Source organism: Litorerythrobacter xanthomarinus (genome assembly GCF_046254955.1).
Taxonomy (GTDB): Bacteria; Pseudomonadota; Alphaproteobacteria; order Sphingomonadales; family Sphingomonadaceae; genus Qipengyuania_C.
On record NZ_JBJXRG010000001.1, the window covers coordinates 796,578 to 817,053 of the forward strand.

20 protein-coding genes are annotated in these 20,476 nt (G+C 58.5%); 7 read left to right on the forward strand and 13 right to left on the reverse strand.

Annotated features, from left to right (window positions below; all coding sequences use genetic code 11):
- The first annotated feature begins 9 nt into the window (after positions 1–9).
- Genes mnmA through fcl form a run of 3 tightly spaced genes read left to right on the forward strand, consistent with a single transcriptional unit; the run spans position 10 to position 3,182 of the window.
- Positions 10–1,182, forward strand: a complete 1,173-nt coding sequence (gene mnmA / locus ACEWMW_RS04140) for a tRNA 2-thiouridine(34) synthase MnmA (RefSeq protein WP_409412624.1) — start codon at positions 10–12, stop codon at positions 1,180–1,182.
- Complete coding sequence (gene gmd, locus ACEWMW_RS04145) at positions 1,175–2,221, forward strand: GDP-mannose 4,6-dehydratase (RefSeq protein WP_409412625.1); 1,047 nt, start codon at positions 1,175–1,177, stop codon at positions 2,219–2,221. Before mnmA ends, gmd begins: the two co-directional genes overlap by 8 nt.
- Before the next feature lie 13 nt (positions 2,222–2,234).
- Positions 2,235–3,182, forward strand: a complete 948-nt coding sequence (gene fcl / locus ACEWMW_RS04150; RefSeq protein WP_409412626.1) for a GDP-L-fucose synthase — start codon at positions 2,235–2,237, stop codon at positions 3,180–3,182.
- Here fcl and ACEWMW_RS04155 read toward each other — a convergent pair.
- Positions 3,179–3,538, reverse strand: a complete 360-nt coding sequence (locus ACEWMW_RS04155; RefSeq protein ID WP_409412627.1) for a hypothetical protein — start codon at positions 3,536–3,538, stop codon at positions 3,179–3,181. The genes fcl and ACEWMW_RS04155 overlap by 4 nt on opposite strands.
- 34 nt (positions 3,539–3,572) lie before the next feature.
- On the opposite strand from ACEWMW_RS04155, the gene ACEWMW_RS04160 reads away from it, so the two are divergent.
- Positions 3,573–4,709 (forward strand): serine hydrolase domain-containing protein, encoded by a 1,137-nt coding sequence (locus tag ACEWMW_RS04160; protein ID WP_409412628.1) that lies wholly within the window; start codon positions 3,573–3,575, stop codon positions 4,707–4,709.
- On the opposite strand, the gene ACEWMW_RS04165 is transcribed toward ACEWMW_RS04160, so the two are convergent.
- Genes ACEWMW_RS04165 through pdxH form a run of 3 tightly spaced genes read right to left on the reverse strand, consistent with a single transcriptional unit; the run spans position 4,694 to position 7,043 of the window.
- Positions 4,694–5,485, reverse strand: coding sequence for a PhzF family phenazine biosynthesis protein (locus ACEWMW_RS04165; RefSeq protein WP_409412629.1), 792 nt, complete (start codon positions 5,483–5,485; stop codon positions 4,694–4,696). The two genes, ACEWMW_RS04160 and ACEWMW_RS04165, sit on opposite strands and share 16 nt — an antisense overlap.
- Before the next feature lie 2 nt (positions 5,486–5,487).
- On the reverse strand, positions 5,488–6,435 hold the full coding sequence (locus tag ACEWMW_RS04170; RefSeq protein ID WP_409412630.1) for a cation diffusion facilitator family transporter: 948 nt from the start codon (positions 6,433–6,435) through the stop codon (positions 5,488–5,490).
- Positions 6,432–7,043 carry a pyridoxamine 5'-phosphate oxidase gene (gene pdxH, locus ACEWMW_RS04175; protein ID WP_409412631.1) on the reverse strand — a complete coding sequence of 204 codons (612 nt, stop codon included), beginning with the start codon at positions 7,041–7,043 and terminating at the stop codon, positions 6,432–6,434. The genes ACEWMW_RS04170 and pdxH overlap by 4 nt, the downstream gene beginning before the upstream one ends.
- 192 nt (positions 7,044–7,235) lie before the next feature.
- Between pdxH and ACEWMW_RS04180 the strand changes: the two genes are divergently transcribed.
- Genes ACEWMW_RS04180 through fabI form a run of 3 tightly spaced genes read left to right on the forward strand, consistent with a single transcriptional unit; the run spans position 7,236 to position 9,973 of the window.
- Complete coding sequence (locus tag ACEWMW_RS04180; RefSeq protein ID WP_409412632.1) at positions 7,236–8,183, forward strand: DnaJ C-terminal domain-containing protein; 948 nt, start codon at positions 7,236–7,238, stop codon at positions 8,181–8,183.
- Positions 8,184–9,167 carry a YihY/virulence factor BrkB family protein gene (locus ACEWMW_RS04185; protein WP_409412633.1) on the forward strand — a complete coding sequence of 328 codons (984 nt, stop codon included), beginning with the start codon at positions 8,184–8,186 and terminating at the stop codon, positions 9,165–9,167. It begins immediately after the preceding gene.
- Between the two features lie 2 nt (positions 9,168–9,169).
- Positions 9,170–9,973: an enoyl-ACP reductase FabI gene (fabI, locus tag ACEWMW_RS04190; RefSeq protein ID WP_409412634.1), complete on the forward strand. Its 804-nt coding sequence runs from the start codon at positions 9,170–9,172 to the stop codon at positions 9,971–9,973.
- A 15-nt stretch (positions 9,974–9,988) separates the two neighbouring features.
- Here fabI and ACEWMW_RS04195 read toward each other — a convergent pair whose 3' ends face one another.
- Genes ACEWMW_RS04195 through ACEWMW_RS04235 form a run of 9 tightly spaced genes read right to left on the reverse strand, consistent with a single transcriptional unit; the run spans position 9,989 to position 20,239 of the window.
- A complete protein-coding gene (locus ACEWMW_RS04195) occupies positions 9,989–10,657 on the reverse strand; it encodes a sugar transferase (protein WP_409412635.1) in 669 nt (222 codons plus the stop codon).
- Entirely contained in the window at positions 10,650–12,020 is a 1,371-nt protein-coding gene (locus tag ACEWMW_RS04200) for a pectate lyase family protein (protein WP_409412636.1), read from the reverse strand. Before ACEWMW_RS04200 ends, ACEWMW_RS04195 begins: the two co-directional genes overlap by 8 nt.
- Positions 12,017–13,270 (reverse strand): O-antigen ligase family protein, encoded by a 1,254-nt coding sequence (locus ACEWMW_RS04205; RefSeq protein ID WP_409412637.1) that lies wholly within the window; start codon positions 13,268–13,270, stop codon positions 12,017–12,019. The genes ACEWMW_RS04200 and ACEWMW_RS04205 overlap by 4 nt, the downstream gene beginning before the upstream one ends.
- A 1-nt stretch (position 13,271) precedes the next feature.
- The gene (neuC, locus tag ACEWMW_RS04210) at positions 13,272–14,396 is read right to left on the reverse strand and encodes a UDP-N-acetylglucosamine 2-epimerase (protein WP_409412638.1); all 1,125 of its coding nucleotides are present in this window, start codon (positions 14,394–14,396) and stop codon (positions 13,272–13,274) included.
- A complete protein-coding gene (locus tag ACEWMW_RS04215) occupies positions 14,393–15,079 on the reverse strand; it encodes an acylneuraminate cytidylyltransferase family protein (RefSeq protein WP_409412639.1) in 687 nt (228 codons plus the stop codon). The genes neuC and ACEWMW_RS04215 overlap by 4 nt, the downstream gene beginning before the upstream one ends.
- On the reverse strand, positions 15,076–16,380 hold the full coding sequence (locus ACEWMW_RS04220; protein WP_409412640.1) for an oligosaccharide flippase family protein: 1,305 nt from the start codon (positions 16,378–16,380) through the stop codon (positions 15,076–15,078). The genes ACEWMW_RS04215 and ACEWMW_RS04220 overlap by 4 nt, the downstream gene beginning before the upstream one ends.
- A gap of 58 nt (positions 16,381–16,438) precedes the next feature.
- Positions 16,439–17,266, reverse strand: coding sequence for a sulfotransferase (locus ACEWMW_RS04225; RefSeq protein WP_409412641.1), 828 nt, complete (start codon positions 17,264–17,266; stop codon positions 16,439–16,441).
- A 9-nt stretch (positions 17,267–17,275) separates the two neighbouring features.
- On the reverse strand, positions 17,276–19,126 hold the full coding sequence (asnB, locus tag ACEWMW_RS04230; RefSeq protein ID WP_409412642.1) for an asparagine synthase (glutamine-hydrolyzing): 1,851 nt from the start codon (positions 19,124–19,126) through the stop codon (positions 17,276–17,278).
- Positions 19,127–19,135: 9 nt separating this feature from the next.
- Complete coding sequence (locus ACEWMW_RS04235) at positions 19,136–20,239, reverse strand: glycosyltransferase (protein WP_409412643.1); 1,104 nt, start codon at positions 20,237–20,239, stop codon at positions 19,136–19,138.
- Between the last annotated feature and the right edge of the window lie 237 nt (positions 20,240–20,476).

Below are 20,476 nucleotides of genomic sequence, written 5' to 3' on the forward strand. Positions count from 1 at the left end.
GCCCCTGTTATGGCCAGCCCGCCCTCATTCACCTTGGAAATGCCCGCAGCGGAGCTGTTCGATCTTCCGCGTCCGGCGGCAGAGTGCACGATTGTAGTGGCCATGTCGGGCGGGGTGGATTCGTCGGTTGTGGCGGCCTTGGCTGCTGCCAGCGGGGCGCAGGTGATCGGTATCACGCTGCAACTGTACGACTACGGAGCGGCCACTGGGCGAACGGGTGCCTGCTGCGCCGGTGACGATATAAGCGATGCGCGGGCCGTGGCCGATCGGCTTGGCTTTGCGCACTACGTGTTCGATCACGAAAGCGCATTCCGCGAAGAGGTGATCGACCAGTTTGCCGATGACTACCTTGCTGGACGCACCCCTGTGCCTTGTATCCGTTGCAACATGGGGCCGAAATTCACCGACCTCCTGCATATGGCAAAGGAATTAGGGGCAGATTGCCTGGCAACCGGCCATTACGTCCAGCGCATCGCGACTCCCACAGGACCACAGCTCCATCGCGCGACCGATCCGGCGCGCGATCAGTCCTACTTCCTTTATGCGACAACCGAAGAGCAACTCGATTTCTTGCGCTTCCCGCTTGGCGCGATGCCCAAGAGCGACGTGCGGCGGCTCGCGGAAGAAGCCAAATTGCGGAACGCGGCCAAGCCGGACAGCCAGGATATTTGCTTTGTCCCCGATGGCGACTACGCCAAGATCGTGCGCAAGCTCAGGCCCGAGGGCGGAGAGACTGGCGCGATAGTCCACGCGCAGACAGGCGAGGCCCTAGGGCAGCACAAGGGCGTAATCCATTACACTGTCGGCCAGCGGCGCGGTCTTGATATCGGCGGCCAGCCGGAACCCCTCTATGTCGTCGGGATCGATGCAGAGAAAGCCGAAGTGCGCGTGGGTCCGAAACAGATGCTAGCAGTATCTTCTGCGCAGATAATTGAGACCAATCGTATCGGCCCTCTGCCCGACACTCAGCTCACCGCCAAGGTTCGCTCACTGGCCAAACCGGTGCCAATCACACTCGATGGCGCGCTCGGCGAAGGCGGAAGTGCCATGATTCGCTTCGAGCAGCCGGAATTCGGTGTCTCGCCCGGGCAAGCAGCTGTCATATACGCTGGCGAGCGTGTAGTGGGCGGGGGCTGGATCGAAACGACGCAAAGCGCAGCCCCGGCGAGAGCACATGACTGACAAGACAGCTCTAGTCACCGGCGTTACCGGCCAAGACGGCGCCTTTCTGGCGCGCTTCCTGCTGGACAAGGGATATCGGGTTCATGGCATCAAGCGCCGATCCTCTTCATTCAACACCGGGCGGGTGGAGGACATCTACCAGGACCCGCACGAGGACGACCCGCGCTTCATCCTGCACTATGGCGACCTGACGGATGCAACGAATCTGATTCGGATCGTGCAGCAGGTGCAGCCCGACGAGATCTATAATCTCGGTGCCCAAAGCCATGTGCAGGTCAGCTTCGAGACGCCCGAATATACCGCCAACTCCGATGCAATCGGAACATTGCGATTGCTTGAAGCAATCCGCATCCTTGGCCTCGAACAGACGACACGCTTCTACCAAGCCGCAACCTCGGAGATGTATGGCAAGGTGGCCGAATGCCCGCAGAATGAAGCGACACCGTTCTATCCGCGCAGCCCCTATGGCGTGGCCAAGCTCTACGCTTATTGGATCACTGTAAACTACCGCGAGGCGTACGGCATGCACGCTTCGAACGGGATCCTGTTCAACCATGAGAGCCCACTACGCGGCGAGACATTTGTTACTCGCAAGATAACCCGCGCAGCTGCTGCCATTTCCCGGGGCAAGCAGGACAAGCTCTATCTCGGCAACCTCGATGCCAAGCGAGACTGGGGCCATGCCAGGGAGTATGTGCGCGGCATGTGGATGATGATGCAGCAGCATCAGCCTGACGACTACGTACTCGCGACCGGCGAAACGACCAGTGTGCGCGATTTCGCGCTTTGGGCCTTTGAAGATGCCGGGATTGATCTGGAGTTTCAGGGCGCGGGCGTGGACGAGAAAGGTCTATGCAAGAAAAGCGGCAAGGTGCTGGTCGAAGTTGATCCTGCCTATTTCCGCCCGACCGAGGTCGACCTGCTGATCGGCGATCCGAGCAAGGCCCGCGAGAAGCTCGGGTGGAAGCATGAAACCAGCGCCCGCGAACTGGCGCGCGAAATGATCGAAGCCGATCTTGCCGAACTGGGCGCGGACTAAGGAGCGCGCTGCGATGGCCGCTCCGCATTTCGATCTGAACAGTAAACGCGTCTTCGTAGCAGGCCATCGCGGGATGGTCGGGAGCGCGCTGGCCCGACGGCTCGAGCGCGAAGAATGCGAAGTGCTGACTGCCGACCGCAGGATAGACCTTCGCAACCAGTCCGCAACGCGCGCCTGGATCGCCGAGAACCGTCCCGATGCAATCATCCTTGCCGCTGCAAAGGTGGGGGGCATCCTCGCCAACGACAGTTATCGGGCGGACTTTCTCTACGATAACTTGATGATCGCGGCGAATGTGGCCGAAGCAGCGCACCGGACGGACATTGATCGTCTGCTGTTCCTCGGATCCTCTTGTATTTATCCCAAGGTCGCCGGCCAGCCGATGGCCGAAGATGCACTGCTCACGGGTCCACTCGAGCCAACCAACGAATGGTATGCGATTGCCAAGATCGCCGGGATCAAGCTCACGCAAGCCTATCGCAGGCAGCATGGCCGGGATTATATCTCCGCCATGCCGACCAACCTCTATGGACCCGGCGACAATTACCATCCCGAGGACAGCCATGTGCTGCCCGCGCTGATACGCAAGGCGCATGAGGCAAAGAAGGCAGGCGCAGAGGCTATCACGATATGGGGCAGCGGCACGCCGAAACGCGAGTTCCTCCATGTCGACGATCTGGCGGATGCCCTGGTGTTCTTGCTCAAGGCCTACAGCGGAGCCGAGCATGTCAACGTCGGCGTGGGCGAAGATATCGCAATCGCCGATCTCGCGGCATTGGTATGCGAGGTCGTGGGCTTTGATGGCGGGATCGAAACCGATCCGTCGAAACCCGATGGCGCGCCGCGTAAATTGCTCGATTGTTCGAAGCTCACAGCGCTCGGCTGGCGACCAACCATCAGCTTGCGCGAGGGCATAGCCGATGCCTATAACGACTTCTTGAGCGGCGAAGTCCGGGCCTAATCTCCGTCCTTCCAGGGCTGGAGGACGCAGCCGTACCCGTCGCGCAAACTCGCTGTATCGCTGGCAATCAAGGGGATGGTAGCCGTTACCGAGCGCGCCTCCACGTCTTCGCTTAACGTAACCCATTCCATCCCGGCCATCTTGTCTTTCTCGCAATTGGCGAGGTCGCGCTCCGCGACGAAGCGGCACGAGCATGCGATGCGCGCCGAGTAGGCGGTGGCGACCTGCGCGTTGCCAACCAATGGCGAGCCATAGACGTAGAACAGGGCCGCCAAGGCGGCAGCAAGCACCAATGCAACGAGCGCCCAGCTGCGGCGCGGCGGGGACGATTTACAGGAGCGGCGTGCTTTGGGCATTGAATTCGATTGAACCTTGCGCGAGGACGCCGCGATGAATTCGCGGCCCAGACTATTCGACACACCCCTTATCGCCATGCTGGCACTGCTGCCAGCCCTTGCCGGATGCGAAAGCGAACCACCAGGCCCACGGCCGCTTTCCGAAGCGGCGCTTGCTTCAGTCACTGAGGATGCAGGCGCACCTGCCAAGCAGGTTGCGCGCGAAGTCGATGATCTCTTCACCATGGAAGGTCTTGGCGAGACGCGCGCATTGGTGGTGATGCAGAACGGCAAGATTGCTGCCGAACGATACGCGCCCGGATACGGGGCGGACACGCGCTTCGTCAGCTGGTCGATGGCGAAAACGGTAACGGCAGTCATGATCGGCATGCTGGTGGGCGAAGGGCGATTGCAGCTCGACGAATCCGCGCCGGTCCCTCGCTGGCAGAGACCGGGCGACCCGCGGGCCGAGATCACTTTGAGGCAGCTACTCCAGATGCGTTCGGGCTTGCGACATACCGAACTCGAAGAGCCGTTTCCCCAAGACCTCACGGTACGCATGCTGTTTCTCGACGGGCGCGACAACATGGCTGATTTTGCCACTTCGCAGCCGCTCGAATACGAACCTGGCAGCACTTTCGAATATTCGACTAATACCTCTGTGATCCTGGCCGATATCGCTGCGCGCGCGCTGACCGATAGCGATGCGCCCGAAGATCGCAGCGCCGCAGTCGATGCCTATCTCCAGAGCCGCCTGTTCGAGCAGTTGGGGATGGATTCGGCAGTACCCGAATATGACGCGAGCGGAACGCTGATCGGCGGGAGCCTGATCCACGCGACGGCACGAGACTGGGCCAAGTTCGGCGAATTCCTCCGCCGCAAGGGCTCGCATCAGGGCGTGCAACTGGTCCCGCGCAACTGGATCGCTTTCATGACCTCACCCAATCCGCGCAAGCCGGATTACGGCGCACATGTCTATCTCAACCGCGACAACGGGACCGACAGGAACCTGCTCTTCCCCGATCGCGCGCCCGATACGCTATTCGCCTTGAGCGGGCATATGGGCCAGTTCGTGCTGGTCTCGCCCGAACAGCGCCTGACAATTGCACGGCTCGGTCATACCAACGGCCAGGAGCGCGACCTGATGATGGAGCAGCTCGGCGATATCGTGGAGCTTTATCCGGTAAGGTAATAGATGCCTTCGATCAGGGTAGCGCATCGGCCGGAGAGCCATACCCGCTCCCCCTCGAGACGAACTTGCATTGCCCCGCCGCGCTGTGATGCCTGGATCGCGCTGAATTCGCTGCGCCCCAGTCGTTCGCACCACAAAGACGCCATCGCAGCATGGGCAGACCCTGTGACACTGTCTTCCCCGCCGGTGCGAGTGAATACGCGGCTCACGGCATCCGCGTTTTTGCCCGGGGCGGTGCAGGAGATTTGCACGTTGCCGAGCTCTGCAATCGCGCCGAGTTCGGGCGAGAGACGCCGCACTTCATCCTCGCTTTCGAACAAGAGTACGCAATAGCCCCCGTCGCCGCGATGCAGCGCGGAAGGCTGCGCGCCGACAGATGCAATCACTTCGGGCCATTCACCCGGCTCGGTGGGTATGGCGGGGAGCGCCAGCTCCACGAGGTCTTCGCCAGCCTTTGCCTCGAGCAATCCGGCTTGCCGGGTTCGGAATGTGACGCTTTCGCTCCCCGATCGCGCGAGCAACATATGCGCACTCGCCATCGTCGCATGGCCACAGAGGTTGATTTCACCTCCTAGCCCGAACCACCTGATCTGCCAGTCGGCTGCCCCACTTTCATCGGGCACAAGAAAGGCAGTCGCCGATCCGCCCGAATCGCGAGCGATTTTCGCCATGGCCTTGTCATCGGGCCAGCGCTTGCATTCGATGACAGCGGCAGGATTGCCGAGCATCCCGCCGGCAATGAAGGCGTCCACCCGCCAATACGGCAATGCGTCCAAACTTAGCTCTCCTTGCTCGGGGTGACGTCTGGCAGAAGCTCCTCGGCGGCTACGCCGTGCTCATCCACCAGGCCTTCAGGGTCAGGATGGATCAGCACTTCGACGCCGGGAAATTCTGCCGCCAGCCGCTCCTCGACCTCATCCATCAGATCATGTGCTTTGGCCACGGTCAGTTGCGGATCGACCGCCATATGAAACTGAACAAAATCATGCGCACCGCTGGTCCGGGTACGCAGATCGTGGACGCCGCGAATATCGGGATGGCGGGCGAGAACAGCGAGAAACGCTTCGCGCTGCTCTTCGGGCCATTCGCGGTCCATTAAGTGATCGATTGCCTCACTCGCAGCGTTCCATGCACCCCACGCGAGCCATGCTGCAATCGCGAGGCCGAATAGGGGATCAGCTGCGGTCAAACCGAGATACTGATCGAGCACCAAAGCTGCGATCACTGCGACATTGAGCAGCAAATCCGATTTGTAGTGCAAGTTATCGGTGCGGATCGCGACGCTTTGGGTTCGCGCAATCACGTAACGTTGCCATGCCAACAAGCCGAGGGTCGCCAGGATTGCGACCAGCGAGACGGCAATTCCTTCTTCAGCTGCCGCTGTCTGAGCGCCGGTGGCAAGGTGCTCAATCGAGCGGAAGGCTATGGCTGCGGCCGAAAGCGCGATCAGCACGACCTGGAAGAACGCCGCCAGTGCTTCGGCCTTACCGTGTCCGAAGCGATGATCCTCGTCGGCAGGTTGTGCGGCAATCCATACGCCGGCGAGCGTTGCGATACTGGCGACGAGGTCCAGGGCCGTGTCGGCGAGGCTTCCAAGCATCGCTGCCGAACCCGTTTTCCAGGTTGCCCAACCCTTGATCACGGCAAGGAACAGCGCGACGGCAATCGAGGCATAGGCGGCGCTGCGCGTGAGAATTGCCCGCTGCTCGAGCTGGGTGGCGGTCATGGATACAGCAATCCGCTGGTCCAGCTTTCACCCGAACGCGTGAACAATCGCCGTTCGTGCAGCCGGTTAGGCCGATCATACCAGAATTCGATGTGCTGCGGATCGAGCGTGAAGCCCGTCCAGTGCGGCGGTCGCGGTATCTCCGCGTCATCGGCGTAGTGCTGCGCCAGTTCCTCCACCCGCGAGAGATAGGTTTCGCGGTCCGGCAAGGTCCGCGATTGATCGGAGGCAGCCGATCCAAGCTGCGATACGCGCGGGCGTGAGTGGAAGTAGGCGTCGGCGCGTTCCTGCGAAACCTGGCTCAGCGGCCCCTCGATCCGCACTTGGCGGCGCAGGCTCTTCCAGTGGAACAGCAGCGCAGCTTGCGGATTGGCCAGGATTTCGCCGCCCTTGCGGCTTTCGGTGTTGGTATAGAAAGTGAATCCATCCACGCCGTGCCCCTTGAGCAGGACCATCCGCACCGAAGGAGCGCCGCCCACAGTGGCAGTTGCGAGCGCCATCGCATTGGCATCATTGGGTTCCGCCTTGCGCGCTTCGGCATACCATTCATCGAACAATGTGATCGGATCGGTATGGGGGATCGCATCCATCGTAATCGCCTCGCTCATAGCCGAATCCTACAGGATGGAGCACATGGAGCACTGTCCAGGGCCAGTAAAACGGCCGGTCGGATTTGAGTTGCAAACGCGTCGAGGCAGTGCGGCACATATTCTGTCATGGGAACCGCCTTATAGCGCGGGAGTTTGTTAGGAAAGCGGACAAGGTTGCGCATAGACACTGTGCAACCTAGCTAACACACCATGGCAGACCCCTATTCCACCCTTGGCGTAAGCCGCAGCGCGTCCGAAAAGGATATCAAGAGCGCGTACCGCAAGCTCGCCAAGGAGCTGCATCCCGATCGCAATACGGACAATCCCAAAGCAGCGGAGAAATTCTCCGAGGTCACCAATGCCTATGACCTGCTGTCAGACAAGGACAAGCGCGCCCAGTTCGACCGCGGCGAGATCGATGCCGATGGCAATCCCACCAACCCCTTTGCCGGAATGGGCGGCGGCGGTTTCGGCGGCGGCGGACAGCGCAATTTTCGCCCCGAGGATTTCGAAGGCTTCGGCAATGGCAACGCCGATCTGGGCGATATCTTTGAGGGCCTGTTCGGCGGGGGCGGACGCCAATCCGGCGGTTTCGGCGGATTCGGTTCTCGCCGCAGTGCGCCCCCACCGCCCCCTCGCAGGGGCGCCGATATTGCGTACAAGCTGCGCGTTCCCTTCACCGATGCTGCTGCCCGCAGGGACCAGCGGATCACTCTGGCAGATGGCAAGACAATCGACCTCAAGCTTCCGGCCGGGGTCGAGGACGGCACGCAGATGCGCCTTAAAGGCAAGGGTCAGGCGGGGCCTGGCGGCGCAGGCGACGGCATCGTTACCATCGCCATCGACAATCACGCCCATTTTCACCGCGACGGTTCCGCCGTTCGGCTCGACCTGCCGATTACGCTCGATGAGGCAGTCAACGGCGCCAAGGTCAAGGTGCCGACCGTCGACGGTGCGGTCGTGATGACGATCAAGCCCGGGACCCACGGCGGAACCGTGCTACGGCTCAAAGGCAAGGGTTTCTCGAAGAAGAATGGCGAGCGGGGCGACCAGCTCGTGACACTTGAGATCCAACTGCCCGACGCGCTTGATGAGCTTGCCAAGCGGCTGGAAGGCTGGAAAGACGACAGCGATCCGCGCAGCAAGCTCGGAGTGTAGATGCCAGAAGAAGATCTTCCGGAGCCTGAGGCGCGCGAGATCCTTTCGCTCTCGCCGGAAGCACGCCGGAAGCAGGCGCGAACGCTTCGAGGGCGCATCAGGCGCAGGGTTGGCCCCGGTACGAGGGCATTCGAAGTTGCCAAGCGCGTCGTCGTAGGCACTTATAACGACGGCTTCATCCATGCAGGGAACCTCGCCTATCTCTCGATGCTGGCGATCTTCCCATTCTTCATCCTCACAGCCGCGCTTTTCTCGGCGATCGGTGAAAAGGGCGAAACTGCCGCCTCAATCTATAGTTTCCTCGCCGCCATGCCGCCGCAAGTCAGCGATGTTATCGCTCCGGTCGCGCGCAATGTTATCGAGGAGCGCAGCGGGTGGCTGCTGTGGGCAGGCGCAGCTGTTGCTCTATGGACCGTCGGCAGCCTGATCGAAACGATCCGCGATATCCTGCGCCGCGCCTACGGCACCAAGGCTACGCACGCATTCTGGAAATACCGCCTGTTTTCAATCGGGTTGATCCTCTCTTCGGTCACCCTGTTGATGCTCTCGCTGTTCGCGCAGGTCTTGATCGGCACAGCTGAACAAGTTGTCGGAGCATATCTCCCGGGCCTCGACACCATGCTAGGTGAGCTCCGCCTGTCACGCTTGATCACCGCTCTCGGCCTGTTCGGCTCGATGTACATGCTGTTCTATACATTGACCCCGAAGCGATACCGCAAGCGGCAGTACCCCAAATGGCCGGGAGCGCTAGCTGTGACGCTGTGGTGGGCTACAGTCACGCTCGCCTTGCCCCCCGTGCTGGGCCAATTCTTCTCCTATGACCTGACCTACGGCAGCCTCGCGGGGATGATGGTTACGTTGCTCTTTTTCTGGCTAATCGGCCTTGGTATGGTAATCGGCGCGGAGCTCAATGCCGCGCTGGCCGAAGATCCCGAGGAAGAAGGGCTCGAAAGCGAAGCGGGCGAAATAGCGGAGGGCAGCTAACGATGAGCGGACTGATGGCCGGCAAGCGCGGCCTCATCATGGGACTGGCGAATGACAAGTCACTCGCCTGGGGTATCGCGCAGAAGCTGGCCGAACACGGTGCAGAGCTGGCTTTTACCTATCAGGGCGAGGCTCTTAAGAAGCGCGTCGAGCCGCTCGCCGCTCAACTCGGCAGCGATTTTACGTTCGAATGCGATGTATCGGAGATGGAAACGCTCGACCGCGCCTTCGACACGCTCAGGGCGCGCTGGGAGACAATCGATTTCGTCGTCCATGCGATCGGTTTCTCGGACAAGAACGAGCTGCGCGGCAAATATGTCGACACCAGTCTCGAGAATTTCCTGATGACCATGAACATCTCGGCCTATTCGCTGGTCGCGGTGGCAAGACGCGCCGCGGAAATGATGCCAGACGGCGGCTCGATCCTGACGCTGACCTACTACGGGGCCGAAAAGGTCATCCCGCACTACAATGTGATGGGCGTCGCCAAGGCAGCGCTGGAAACTTCGGTCAAGTATCTTGCCAACGACCTCGGGCCGCAGAATGTCCGCGTCAATGCGATAAGCGCCGGCCCGATCAAGACGCTGGCGGCCAGCGGGATCGGCGATTTCCGTTATATCCTGCGCTGGAACGAGCTCAATTCGCCGCTGCGGCGTAATGTCACGATCGACGATGTCGGAGGGTCAGGGCTGTACTTCCTGTCCGACCTGTCATCGGGCGTTACCGGCGAAACGCATCACGTCGACGCCGGATATCATGTGGTCGGCATGAAACAGGAAGACGCGCCTGATATTGGGCTGGATTGACGAGATAAGGGCAATTCAGTTCGAGCTGCGCTTCATAACCTTCCCTAACGTTCGAAACAGAATGCCCAAGTAAACTGCCGAAGTTGGTTGCGAAAGCCAGCGACGCTCTGCACGGGTTCGGCCTTCCATAGTGGTCGCATCTGGATCGATCTGCGCAGCGCCCGTTATGCCGGGGCGCAACCTATGCCTTTGCTGCCAGTATTGGGGCGAATAGTCCGCCTCCTGTGCAAATGTGTCTGGCCGAACACCAACAAGCGACATGTCACCTAACAGTACATTGAACAACTGGGGTAGCTCATCGAGGTGCGAGGGACGCAACAGGCGGCCAATAGGCGTAATTCTCGAATCATTCGCAGCGGTCGTTTGAAATCTGGCGCGGGCTTCTTCACGATCATCACCAGCACCAATCACTCCCTTTCTCGTAGCGGAGTCATCATGAGTCATGGTCCTGAACTTGTAGACAGTAAACGCGCGCAGGTCCCGGCCCACCCTCACTTGGCGAAACAAGGCCGGGCCGCCATCGTGTCGTCGAATTATCAATCCGATCAGCGCCATTGGAATTGCCAGAGTCGCCACCAGTACTAATGCGACCAGAAAGTCTACTAATCTGATGAATGGACTGATGCTTGGTCCGAGCGAATCCTGATCCGTCGAGTGAGGACATTCCAGGTCTCGTTCAGCCATCGATCAGCCCATGCTTACGAAGCGCCGCAAGAATCGCGTTCACTGTATCTGAGTTCGGGCTCTTCGTATCATCCCGCGCAATTCCACGCTGACGCGGGCCGAGCACTCGCCTGCCAGAGACCACGACTCCATCCTTAAGATAGACGTTGCGAAAGCCATTGTTAGGGTGGCCCAGATCGACTTCAACCTCTCTAGCAGGTAGGATATGATCCGCGAATACCACATAATCAGCGAAATACGCTGCGAACTCGCGCTCAGTCGGCAATGCCGGCGCCTTGCCCGCTGCCCCGAAGACATTTCGGCCGGTGACAACACGGGGTCGACTGGTACTTTCCTCGACTGCCCAATATCCTAGGTCCCCCGCATCGATAGTCGGGCTGTTCGCCAGTTCCAGCCCCACGATCACCTTATTCGAAGCGGCGGTCAATCCGCCGCTCACTAAAGCATGCAGCGAATTCGGGGTGAAGCGGATATCCGCTTCCCCGCTTCCCTCGAAGCGAATGCCAAAATAGGAACCCTGGGACGCCCCTTCGAGCAGACCAATCCGGCACCCCTCAGCGCGACCTCCGAAGATCCTCGGGGAGTCCACCCGTCCGGAAGGTGCTACATGAAAACCAATATCACAATTGAGAGTACGGCAATTGTATATCGAGTTATGATTAGCGCCCGCAGCCCATTCGGCACCAACGGCCAAATTTTCGAAACTACAATCGTAAACCGAATTGTCGTAGGAACCCTGACTTAGCGGGGCGGCAAACCGAACCCCCGTACCGCACGGCGCGACTCCGACTTTACATCCGCGAACGTGCACTCGCTGCAACGTGGTCATATTGACGCTTGATAGATCGATCGCGACCCGATCCGAACCCTGCAGGTCGATCGTCAGATCGCTGATAAGGTGGAAGGACGTGGTTCCGCGATCGGCGACTTCGCTGAAAAGGACCGGACCGGAACCGGGTTCGACGAGAAGGGTGCTGCGGAAACGTGATGCCCCAATCAATCTCTTCCCTGCAGCCCCCAGTACACCAAGCTGCGAAATTCGGTATCGTCCCTCAGGAACATAGATTTCACTGTAATTCGGCTCACGTAGTGCCGCTACGAATCCAGCGGTGCTATCTCGCTTTCCGCTAGGATCGACATTGAAATCCAGCACAGACATCCTCTCGGACAATTTGTCCGCGACACTTCTTGCTCGAGACGCAGGTACAGGCGCTCGATAACTCGCTTCACTTGAGGCTGCAGCGCCGGTGCCGCCATTCGTCTGAGTCTTGCTCGATCCGGAAGCGCCAACAGCGCCTGCTGTGGCCGCGGCGAGACTGCCGAGGACCCGGCGGCGCGAAGGATTGCCATCTGGCGACGTCATGTGCTTGAACTTGAACTGAAAGATGCCACACTCTGGTCCGCCTTGTTGCGAGATAAGTTCAGCCTTTGATCTTTCAGAAGGTTTCGATTTGCTGACAACAAATCGACCGTCCGAACAATGAGTGCAAGCAAGAACAGGATCTGGACAGCGCGGTCCGCCCCGAACAGCATTGCGTCAAAGATGGAAGCGACTAGAATCGCCAGCGTAGAGATAACAATCAGGGCCTGAGCAGAGGAATTCCGTCTGGAGAAGGAGACGCTTACTACTCCTTTCATACAGTAGATGACAAACCCAACTAGCATCACGAGACCAGTTACACCGAGCTCAACCAAGAACTGGACATAGGCATTGTGAAAGTGCGGATAGTTGGCATTGATTGTTGGCGCGGATGCGGCGAGAACCGAGGTAGAGCCCCATCCCCATCCGGTCCAGAAACGCTCCTGAAACAACGACCAGCCGTGCTCAATGAGTACCAGCCGCTCACGGGCGGAAAAATTGAGTTGGGCCTCGTAAATTCCTAGCAATAGATTGAGATTGCTGGCGAAAATATACCCGCCCGCCACGATCATGGCGATCCGCACGGCTACCACGTTCGTAATGAAATAGATGGAAGCAACAATCGCCAAGCCTGAGACGGCTACGCTACCACGGCTAGTTGCGGTAAACTGTACAAGTGTCAGAACGATTGCAGCTGCGAGATATACAGGGTTTCGCGTCCTAACGAACAATATTGATGCCGGGACGACGCCCAGCAACGCGAGGAACACCGAGCCCTCGTTCGAACCACGCCCAACAAAGATGAAAGGCGGGCTTTGCCACCCAAGGAAGACTGTCAAATAGGCGAGCGCAGCAACCGCCACTGCGCCAACCACACACGCCAGAAGCAGCGTCATAATCCGCGTCCCGGAACTCAAGTAGCTCAACAGGAGGACGAAAACTGCAGCATATAGCACTAGTTGGGCACCTTCGCTGTATGTCCGGAAGGTGGTGGGAGAGAGCACAGTTAGCCCTAGAATGAATAAGATAATCAGAGCGGTTGCGAAGATGGCTCCGCGGCTTTGGGATAGCTGAAGCTGCCACTTGTTTTCCGCCAGCAACATCAGGCCCAACGCTGCGAAAGCCAAATAGATTTGCCCCGCCCCTAGCGCCATAATGACGATTGCCCAGCGAACCAAGGTGAAGCCCGGAAGGGCGAAGACGGCCGCGAGGAGTGCGAAGCCCGAGACTATAAGCGGCAGAATTTCTAGCATTTCAGTACGTCAAACGTTTCTGCAAAGGGGCGGGATTGGCTGCAAACTTGCGAAGTGCGGCGACAATCTTTTCATCCGCACCACCATCTCCATATACGTTGCCGAACGGGCCTTCCAGCCTGGAGGCGGAGATTAGCGCCGCGACGATGTTTTCCGTCTCGACTTCGACACAGTCCACTATGTTTTCATTGCGCAGTCGGCCATCTTGCCGCGTGCCAACGTTAACGCATGGTGTCCCGAGACTGGCGGATTCAATGATCCCAGCCGAGGAATTTCCGAGCATCACGTCACATGATGCAACGGCCTTAACAAAAGAGGCCCTGTCAAGGTGAGCCAATGCCCGCAGGGCTCCTTTCGCTGCATGACAGTCGATCACCTCGTCTATCTGGGCGGCGCCACTATCGGAGTTGGGTCGAAGTAGTATCGATTGGTAACCGGCAGCAGCTGCAGCTGACAGAACTGCCTCGAACTGCGCGCCGACGTCACCTTCTGTGACGACCGGGTGGAAGAGCACCAGAGCTACGGGGCGATCAGCATCAATACCGAAATGACTCGAAAGCCAATTGCGATCGGGTTCCAAACCGTCTGTAAGGCCGACCAGACCAGGCGCGCCGACTTGTACTATGCGTTCTCGCTCTTCGCCCATATTGAGCAGTCGCTGCAGGGAGTCAGCATTTGCGACCAAATGGTATGTCGCCAATTTGCTGATAGAATGCCTGAAACCATCATCGATGCTGCCGGATCGCTCACCTCCATGAATATGGGCAACTGGAATGGCCAAATTGAAGGCAGAAACGGTAGCCGCCAGCATCTCACCGCGATCGCCAAGAACGAGCGCGAGGTCTGGAGGGCTTCGAGTCCAGAACTCCGATATTCCGGCCACCTCGACAGCAAAGGCCTTGGCCATCTCGCTGCGATCACCGCCTTCGAGCTGAACCGGAACGCGGCAGGCTATCTCCAATCCCGCAGCAGTGGTCTCGCTCTCGACGCTGCCATAGCGTTCCAGCAACGCCTGCCCAGTAAGAATCAGTTGCAAGGACAGGCCATCTGCGTCCCTTATGGCTTGCAGGGAGCGTCTCATCAGCCCGAAATCGGCACGGCTGCCACTGACGTAGTGGATCCTCATCCGTCGATCTGTCGAATTTTGGCATCCGCAATCGCCGCGGCCAAACAGAAATCGTCTTGGTTATCGATATCAAGACTGTCGATCGAACTCATTGGATAGCCAATCACGTTTTCACGGACCACACCCCCGGCCGCTTTAATTTGCTCGGTGGTCGCACAAAATATCGCCCCATTGGGATAGTAGATCACCTTATGATCCTGGCGTCTTGGTACCAATTCCTTGTCTGCCAATGCCGGGAAAAGTCTCTCCTCAACCATAACATTGGCCCAGGCTAGCGGTTTTCCTTCTGTAACCGAGATGATGCCGGAGATATCCCCTCGTGATAAGTGGCGAGAGCATTTCGCAAGATGTCGGGCATTGCGAAATGGGGATGTTGGTTGAAGCAGTGCGACCGCCCCTTGCACTTCCAAAACGTCAAGAGCGTGGAGCAGAACGGCATCGCTCGACGCAAGATCCCCGGACAGCTCTGGCGGCCGCATGAAAGGAACCGATGCACCAAGTGACCGCGCCACCCCGGCGATCTCTTTGTCGTCGGTTGAAACTACCACTCGACGACAAATCCCGGATGCTAGTGCCGCCCTGATCGTCCAGCCGATCAGGGGCACGCCGCCCAAAGGCAAGACGTTCTTGCGGGGGAGCCCCTTTGATCCGCCCCGTGCCGGAATAAGCGCGAGGTCAATCATCCCGCGTCCTTCTTGCCGGCCAACCTGCGTATCAGCGAAGAAATCAGGACGGTCACCTCGCGCCCTGTCGCAGCGAGGTCCGAGGGAAGGGCGATGGTACGAACTCCCAGCATTTTCCACGCATAGGCGGCAAGCATGGCATTGAGCAAGGCGATCGAACCAGCCGCCGAGAGTGCGGCGCCCAAGAGCCCGAAAATCGGCACCAACACCAACAACATGGCAATCATTAGGATGGCCGCCAAAGCCGTAAACGCCAGATAAATCCGCCCTCTCGAAGCCGCCACCAGCATCGGCCCTACGGGCCCGGTAAGGGCATTGATGAACTGTCCTGCCGCCAAAACCCGCAATGCAGGAGCAGCTTCCAAGAAATCATCGCCGAAAACGGACAAAACTTCACGGGGAACAAGGACGCAAATGAGCACAAGGGGCAAACTAAACCAGGTCGCAATCGCAGCTGTACGCCCCACGATCGATTGAAGCTCAGCGCGGCTCTGGCTAGTCCAGAATTCACGCATCAGGGGAGCAGACGCTGCATTCGCGGCCGCCAATCCGAAAAGGGCCAAGCCAGCCACCCGCGCTGCCGCTGCGTAGTATCCCAATTGTTGCGGAGTTGCCAATGCACCCAAGGCAATCACGTCACCCCGGTTCAAGAATACCGTCAGCGAGGCCGATCCGGCAAGAGGGAGGCCAACCGCCAACACGTCACGCCAAGCTTCTTTTGCTGGACGCACTTCCAGATCGCTAACTGGCAAGCTTCGAATGGCGTGGGACGCCAGTAAGCCGAAGCCTGCCGTGAGCAAGAGTGCTTGAAAGATCAAAATCTCTGGTACTGAGAATCGAGCCAGCGCCATGAATTGCAGGAGGGCCAGGATCGTCAGTACAGTCGGCCAAGCAAGCTGCTCAACGACCTGCGCGCTCGCTATGCGCCGCAAGCCGCGCATGATCTCCTGCACAAAGCGCAAAAGCACCATGGCGGCGAGCGAGAATATAGTGGCGATGAGCAACGAGGCAGGATAGTCGTCAGGTACAAAATCGGCGCGCCAGTATACGCCCAGTACTACCGCCGCAATGGCGACCCCGCCCACGGAGATTGCGATTCCCATTCTTAGGAAGCGGCGGAGAGCAACTCCGTCGCGATTTATCCGGTAATCAGGGACTACCTGAACTGCAACGTTTGCCATTCCAAGTCCGGCCAGAACCGCAACCAGACCAATTAGTTCAAAAGAGTATGCTAGGAAGCCGTACTCTTCTGCGCTCAATGAGCGCGCCAAGAGGATATGGCTTGCGAAAACTAGGACCATGCCCCCGACCCGGATGGCAAAGGATTGGGCGGCGCCGGAGTATAGGAAGCCGAGGTGATCAGCTTGCTCGGCCAACATCGACCTCCACCAAACGATCTCCCGTATCCGCCAGAAGCTGCACTGATCGGTATGCTTCTTTAACCCGGGGCAATCGCGCCAATCGCCTTGTTGCCCATGCTTCCAAAGGCTGTGAATTCGCGCTTACGATATCTTGGTCGACCAAGTCGCCTGGCTGCCAGTCAAGACTGAGCTTCATATCCAGTTTAACATTAGCCGCCGAGAGCACCTTATGAGGGTCTGCCAACATGTCGCGACTATCGATCAGAAAGGTTCTGTCAGGATATCTGCGCTTATGTTCCGCAAGGCGCTCATTATAGATTGCATAGGCTCTTGCCATTGCCACAATGGCGTCGGGTCGAGCGTAGAACTGCCAGCCCATTCGACGGTACATGGAACTGAGAACGGGCGCAGGCTCGCGGAAAATTAGCAAAAAACGGCTATTCTTGAACGATGCCCATTCTTCCAGAAATAAACTGCTGTGGGGCACCTTAAACGCCCAACCCGGACCAAGTTCCTCTGTGCGTTCCAAGACCAGGTCAGAAGCGCGGTCTCGATCCGAATGGTCGAACGTACGGACAGAATCTATGTTGCGATACCAACGAGCTCCGACTGATCGCAGTGCATCCTCTTGCAACTGCATGAACTCGATATCCTCATAATGTCCATATGGGTTAGAACGGTGCTCCCCGACCATCGCATGGTGAAATTTTATCCCGGAAGCGGCAAGCATGCGACCAAGCAGGGAGGTGTGAGAACGATGCATACCTGTCACGACTACGAAGTCATCGCGGCTAGCAGCGTGAGAAGAGCTTTGAGAACACATCATTGCAAAACCTTAGCCGCCAAGGTGAGTGGCCACCCAAGTTTGTAGCGCAAGCAATGCCCAAAGTTCGTTCGATTTATCGGAACGCCCCTCAAAGTGCGCCTCCATCATCCCGCGAACGCGCCCAAAGCCATACGCTTCCTCGATGCGTTCATCGAGTTGGTCGAGCCGGTTTTCTACCAGATCGCGCAGGTCTGATCGAAACCATGAAGTAAGTGGCACGCGAAAACCATGCTTCGGTCGCTCAGAGATAGCCGGCGGTAGGTACTGGGACAACAATGCACGCAGCGGCAGCTTCCCCTTACGCCAATTCTGCTTTTCCGTGAGCGGCACTGAAGATGCCAGTTCGATCATCTCCAGATCAAGCATTGGCACTCGGCATTCAAGGCTATGCGCCATTGTCATATTGTCTGTCTTCATGAGCATCTGGCCTGCAAGCTGCCCGTCGATATCGGCATTCATGAGAGAAAACGCGTCGGGCGCGACATCAAGATTGGCGACATCCACTGCTCGCCCGTCTGCCAAGGGGCCGCGAACATAGGCAGGATCGTCAAGGTGGTCGAACGCGATCTTTGCCCGGCGCAGCTTGTCAGAAATCGGCCCACCCATCGATTCCGGGAACCGATCCATCATTCCACTTGCTGCTTGCCTGATCGGTCTAGGGATGGAATGCCAGCGATTCTTCGGCAACGCCATCCGATGCCGCAAATAGCCAGCGAAAAGCTCGTCACCGCCATCGCCAGACATCGCCACAGTGATCCCATCCTTCGCCACACTAGCGAGAGCATATAGCGGTAGACATGCAGGATCAGCGAGCGGCTGATCCATCGCCTTCAAGGTCGGCTCAAGTTGATCCGCCAAATAAAATGACGTGAACTCGATTTCGTGAATAGGGGCGCCAAAATGTCCGGCCACCTCGCGTGCAACGGCACTTTCATCGGCTAACCGCTCAATTGTTCCCTCGCCCTTGAAGGCAATCGTGTAGCAATCGGGCAAGGTTCCATGATCTGCTGCGGCCGCAAGAATCAGACTGGAATCCACACCTCCCGAGAGGAAAATTCCTAGCGGTACATCGGCGACAAGCTGTCGCTCAACAGCTTGCGACAAAGTGTGGCGCAATTCCCCTACAAGCTCGGCCTCGCTCCGCTGTCGAACCTCGACTACAGGACGTCGTCGGCGCTCAAGGATATTGATGTGGCCAGTTGCAGTATTGACGGCGGCCCGTTCCCCAGGCCCAAATCGCCGGACACCCCGCACCAGCGTGTGCGGCGGCGCAACATATCCATTGGCGAGATAGCTCTCAACGCCGTCAGAATCCATAACTGCGTCGATGCCCAAGCAGGTGAAGGCGTCGAGGATTGCTCGTAACTCAGAGGCGAACAGCACACAATCAGGGCCATCGAACAAAAAAAGCGGCTTTATCCCCACGGGGTCGCTGGCAAGGAATAGAAGGTTGCGGTCCTGCCGTCCATCGTACGCGGCAAAAGCATACATACCGTTCAAGTTGGCGTCGCAATCGACACCTTGGCGCGCAAAGGACGCCAGCAGCACTTCTGTATCGCTACGCGTCACGAAGTCCCAGCCCTGATGGCGTTCGGCAACCATTAGTTCGCGGAAATTATAGATTTCACCGTTGTAACTAAGAGCAAGTCGCCCGTCTGCCGCAGTCATTGGCTGCGCTGCATGCTCCGGATCGATCACCGACAATCTGGTGTGTCCTAAGTAGAGACTGCCGCTCTCGAATAGCCCGACGCCATTGGGGCCGCGGTGGCCCAATGCCTCTCGCATTGCCAAGGTGGCAGAGCGCGCCCTCTCAGAAGGCAGATTATCACCCTTTACAATGCAGCCGCAAATTCCACACATGCGACAGCCCTAGCCCGAGAAGCCGGCCAAGCGATATGCCGATTCGATACGATCATTGACCTTATCGATGGTGAAGCGCTCTTCAACTTCGAGACGCCCGCGTGCACCCATGGAGCTGCGCAAATCGGCGTTGGCCGCAAGCTTGCGAAGATTTGCGGTTAAGGCATCAACATTGCCCGGCTGACTGACCCAGCCTGCATCTCCATCGGCAGTCAACTCGGATAATCCCGCAATATCCGAACCAATCCACGGAAGGTTCATACTCATCGCCTCGATGATCGAGTTTGGAAAGAACTCTCCGTATATCGACGCGAGGCAATAGATATCCATTGCCGCAAGCATTCTCGGCACGTCAAATCTCCGACCGGCGAAAACAACCCGGTCCTCCATTCCCAATCGCGCGACCGTGGTTTCAACATGTCCCCGCGCCGGTCCGTCCCCAACCAGCAAGACCGACAGTTCGGGAAACTCATCTCGCAAATTTGCTGCGGCCCTCACAAGGAGGTGCTGGCCCTTGCCTGGACCGCCGAGATCATCGGCTGGGCCGGTCATTGCACCCGTGGTTCCGACGACCAAGCGTCCCTCCAGGTTAAGCTCGCGACGAGCTTCGGCCCCCGCCGCGCGCTTCAGCTCAAACCTGTCGAGATCAATGCCATTATAAGTTACGACGATCTTCTCTGGCGGACACCCGAAGCCGAGCAGCCGTTCCCGTGTCTTCTCACAGACACCGATCAGCTTGCCTGGAACCCGTTTCCAAATACCGTTCCGCCACTGGTGACTTTCCCGCTCTTCTACACCACGCACGCTGGTGACGCATGGGATATCGAGGCCAAGGGTGCGGCCAGCAATCCATGCGAGAGTGGTTGCTGCAGCGTTGTGTCCGTGAACGACCTGTGGCGTCTCGCGTCGGATGAGGTCACGGAGCTTGGAGATCGCACGCATAACGGCAACGGGATTGTGCTTGTCCGGTGCAAGCTCTTCGATGATGGCCACGGGGAAACCGGCATCGCGAACTGTATCGACATAAACTCCGCCGGCAGTCGCGAAAACGGTTTCGTATCCACGCTCCCTCATATTGCGCGCAATAACGAGGGGCTGAGTACCCGGCCCCATATCTGGCAAGGTCGAACGAACTGTCAGAATTTTCAACTTTTGCGTCCCGGAGTTTGAACTTTTGGCTGTCGGCTCTTGAAGACATGCGCGCCGTGTTGCCCATAGGGCTGAATGGGGCAGATGCCAATCCGCTCGATGCCACAAATTGGATGTGGTGGCGGATGCATGCGAAATCCAGAAAGGTCGGATCGGGCGGCCAGCGGTCTGGTCCTAGAGCCGACTGCTTCATCCACTATC

Excerpts from the sequence above, each read along its gene's own strand:
- asnB (WP_409412642.1), bottom strand. The coding sequence starts at position 19,126 with ATGTGTGGAATTTGCGGCTGCATTGTAAAGGGTGATAATCTGCCTTCT.
- ACEWMW_RS04220 (WP_409412640.1), bottom strand. The coding sequence starts at position 16,380 with ATGGTCCTAGTTTTCGCAAGCCATATCCTCTTGGCGCGCTCATTGAGC.
- gmd (WP_409412625.1), top strand. The coding sequence starts at position 1,175 with ATGACTGACAAGACAGCTCTAGTCACCGGCGTTACCGGCCAAGACGGC.
- fcl (WP_409412626.1), top strand. The coding sequence starts at position 2,235 with ATGGCCGCTCCGCATTTCGATCTGAACAGTAAACGCGTCTTCGTAGCA.
- pdxH (WP_409412631.1), bottom strand. The coding sequence starts at position 7,043 with ATGAGCGAGGCGATTACGATGGATGCGATCCCCCATACCGATCCGATC.
- neuC (WP_409412638.1), bottom strand. The coding sequence starts at position 14,396 with ATGAGGATCCACTACGTCAGTGGCAGCCGTGCCGATTTCGGGCTGATG.
- ACEWMW_RS04180 (WP_409412632.1), top strand. The coding sequence starts at position 7,236 with ATGGCAGACCCCTATTCCACCCTTGGCGTAAGCCGCAGCGCGTCCGAA.
- ACEWMW_RS04200 (WP_409412636.1), bottom strand. The coding sequence starts at position 12,020 with ATGACGTCGCCAGATGGCAATCCTTCGCGCCGCCGGGTCCTCGGCAGT.
- mnmA (WP_409412624.1), top strand. The coding sequence starts at position 10 with ATGGCCAGCCCGCCCTCATTCACCTTGGAAATGCCCGCAGCGGAGCTG.
- ACEWMW_RS04215 (WP_409412639.1), bottom strand. The coding sequence starts at position 15,079 with ATGATTGACCTCGCGCTTATTCCGGCACGGGGCGGATCAAAGGGGCTC.
- ACEWMW_RS04205 (WP_409412637.1), bottom strand. The coding sequence starts at position 13,270 with ATGCTAGAAATTCTGCCGCTTATAGTCTCGGGCTTCGCACTCCTCGCG.
- ACEWMW_RS04195 (WP_409412635.1), bottom strand. The coding sequence starts at position 10,657 with ATGGCTGAACGAGACCTGGAATGTCCTCACTCGACGGATCAGGATTCG.
- ACEWMW_RS04185 (WP_409412633.1), top strand. The coding sequence starts at position 8,184 with ATGCCAGAAGAAGATCTTCCGGAGCCTGAGGCGCGCGAGATCCTTTCG.
- fabI (WP_409412634.1), top strand. The coding sequence starts at position 9,170 with ATGAGCGGACTGATGGCCGGCAAGCGCGGCCTCATCATGGGACTGGCG.
- ACEWMW_RS04155 (WP_409412627.1), bottom strand. The coding sequence starts at position 3,538 with ATGCCCAAAGCACGCCGCTCCTGTAAATCGTCCCCGCCGCGCCGCAGC.
- ACEWMW_RS04170 (WP_409412630.1), bottom strand. The coding sequence starts at position 6,435 with ATGACCGCCACCCAGCTCGAGCAGCGGGCAATTCTCACGCGCAGCGCC.
- ACEWMW_RS04225 (WP_409412641.1), bottom strand. The coding sequence starts at position 17,266 with ATGATGTGTTCTCAAAGCTCTTCTCACGCTGCTAGCCGCGATGACTTC.
- ACEWMW_RS04235 (WP_409412643.1), bottom strand. The coding sequence starts at position 20,239 with ATGGGGCCGGGTACTCAGCCCCTCGTTATTGCGCGCAATATGAGGGAG.
- ACEWMW_RS04160 (WP_409412628.1), top strand. The coding sequence starts at position 3,573 with ATGAATTCGCGGCCCAGACTATTCGACACACCCCTTATCGCCATGCTG.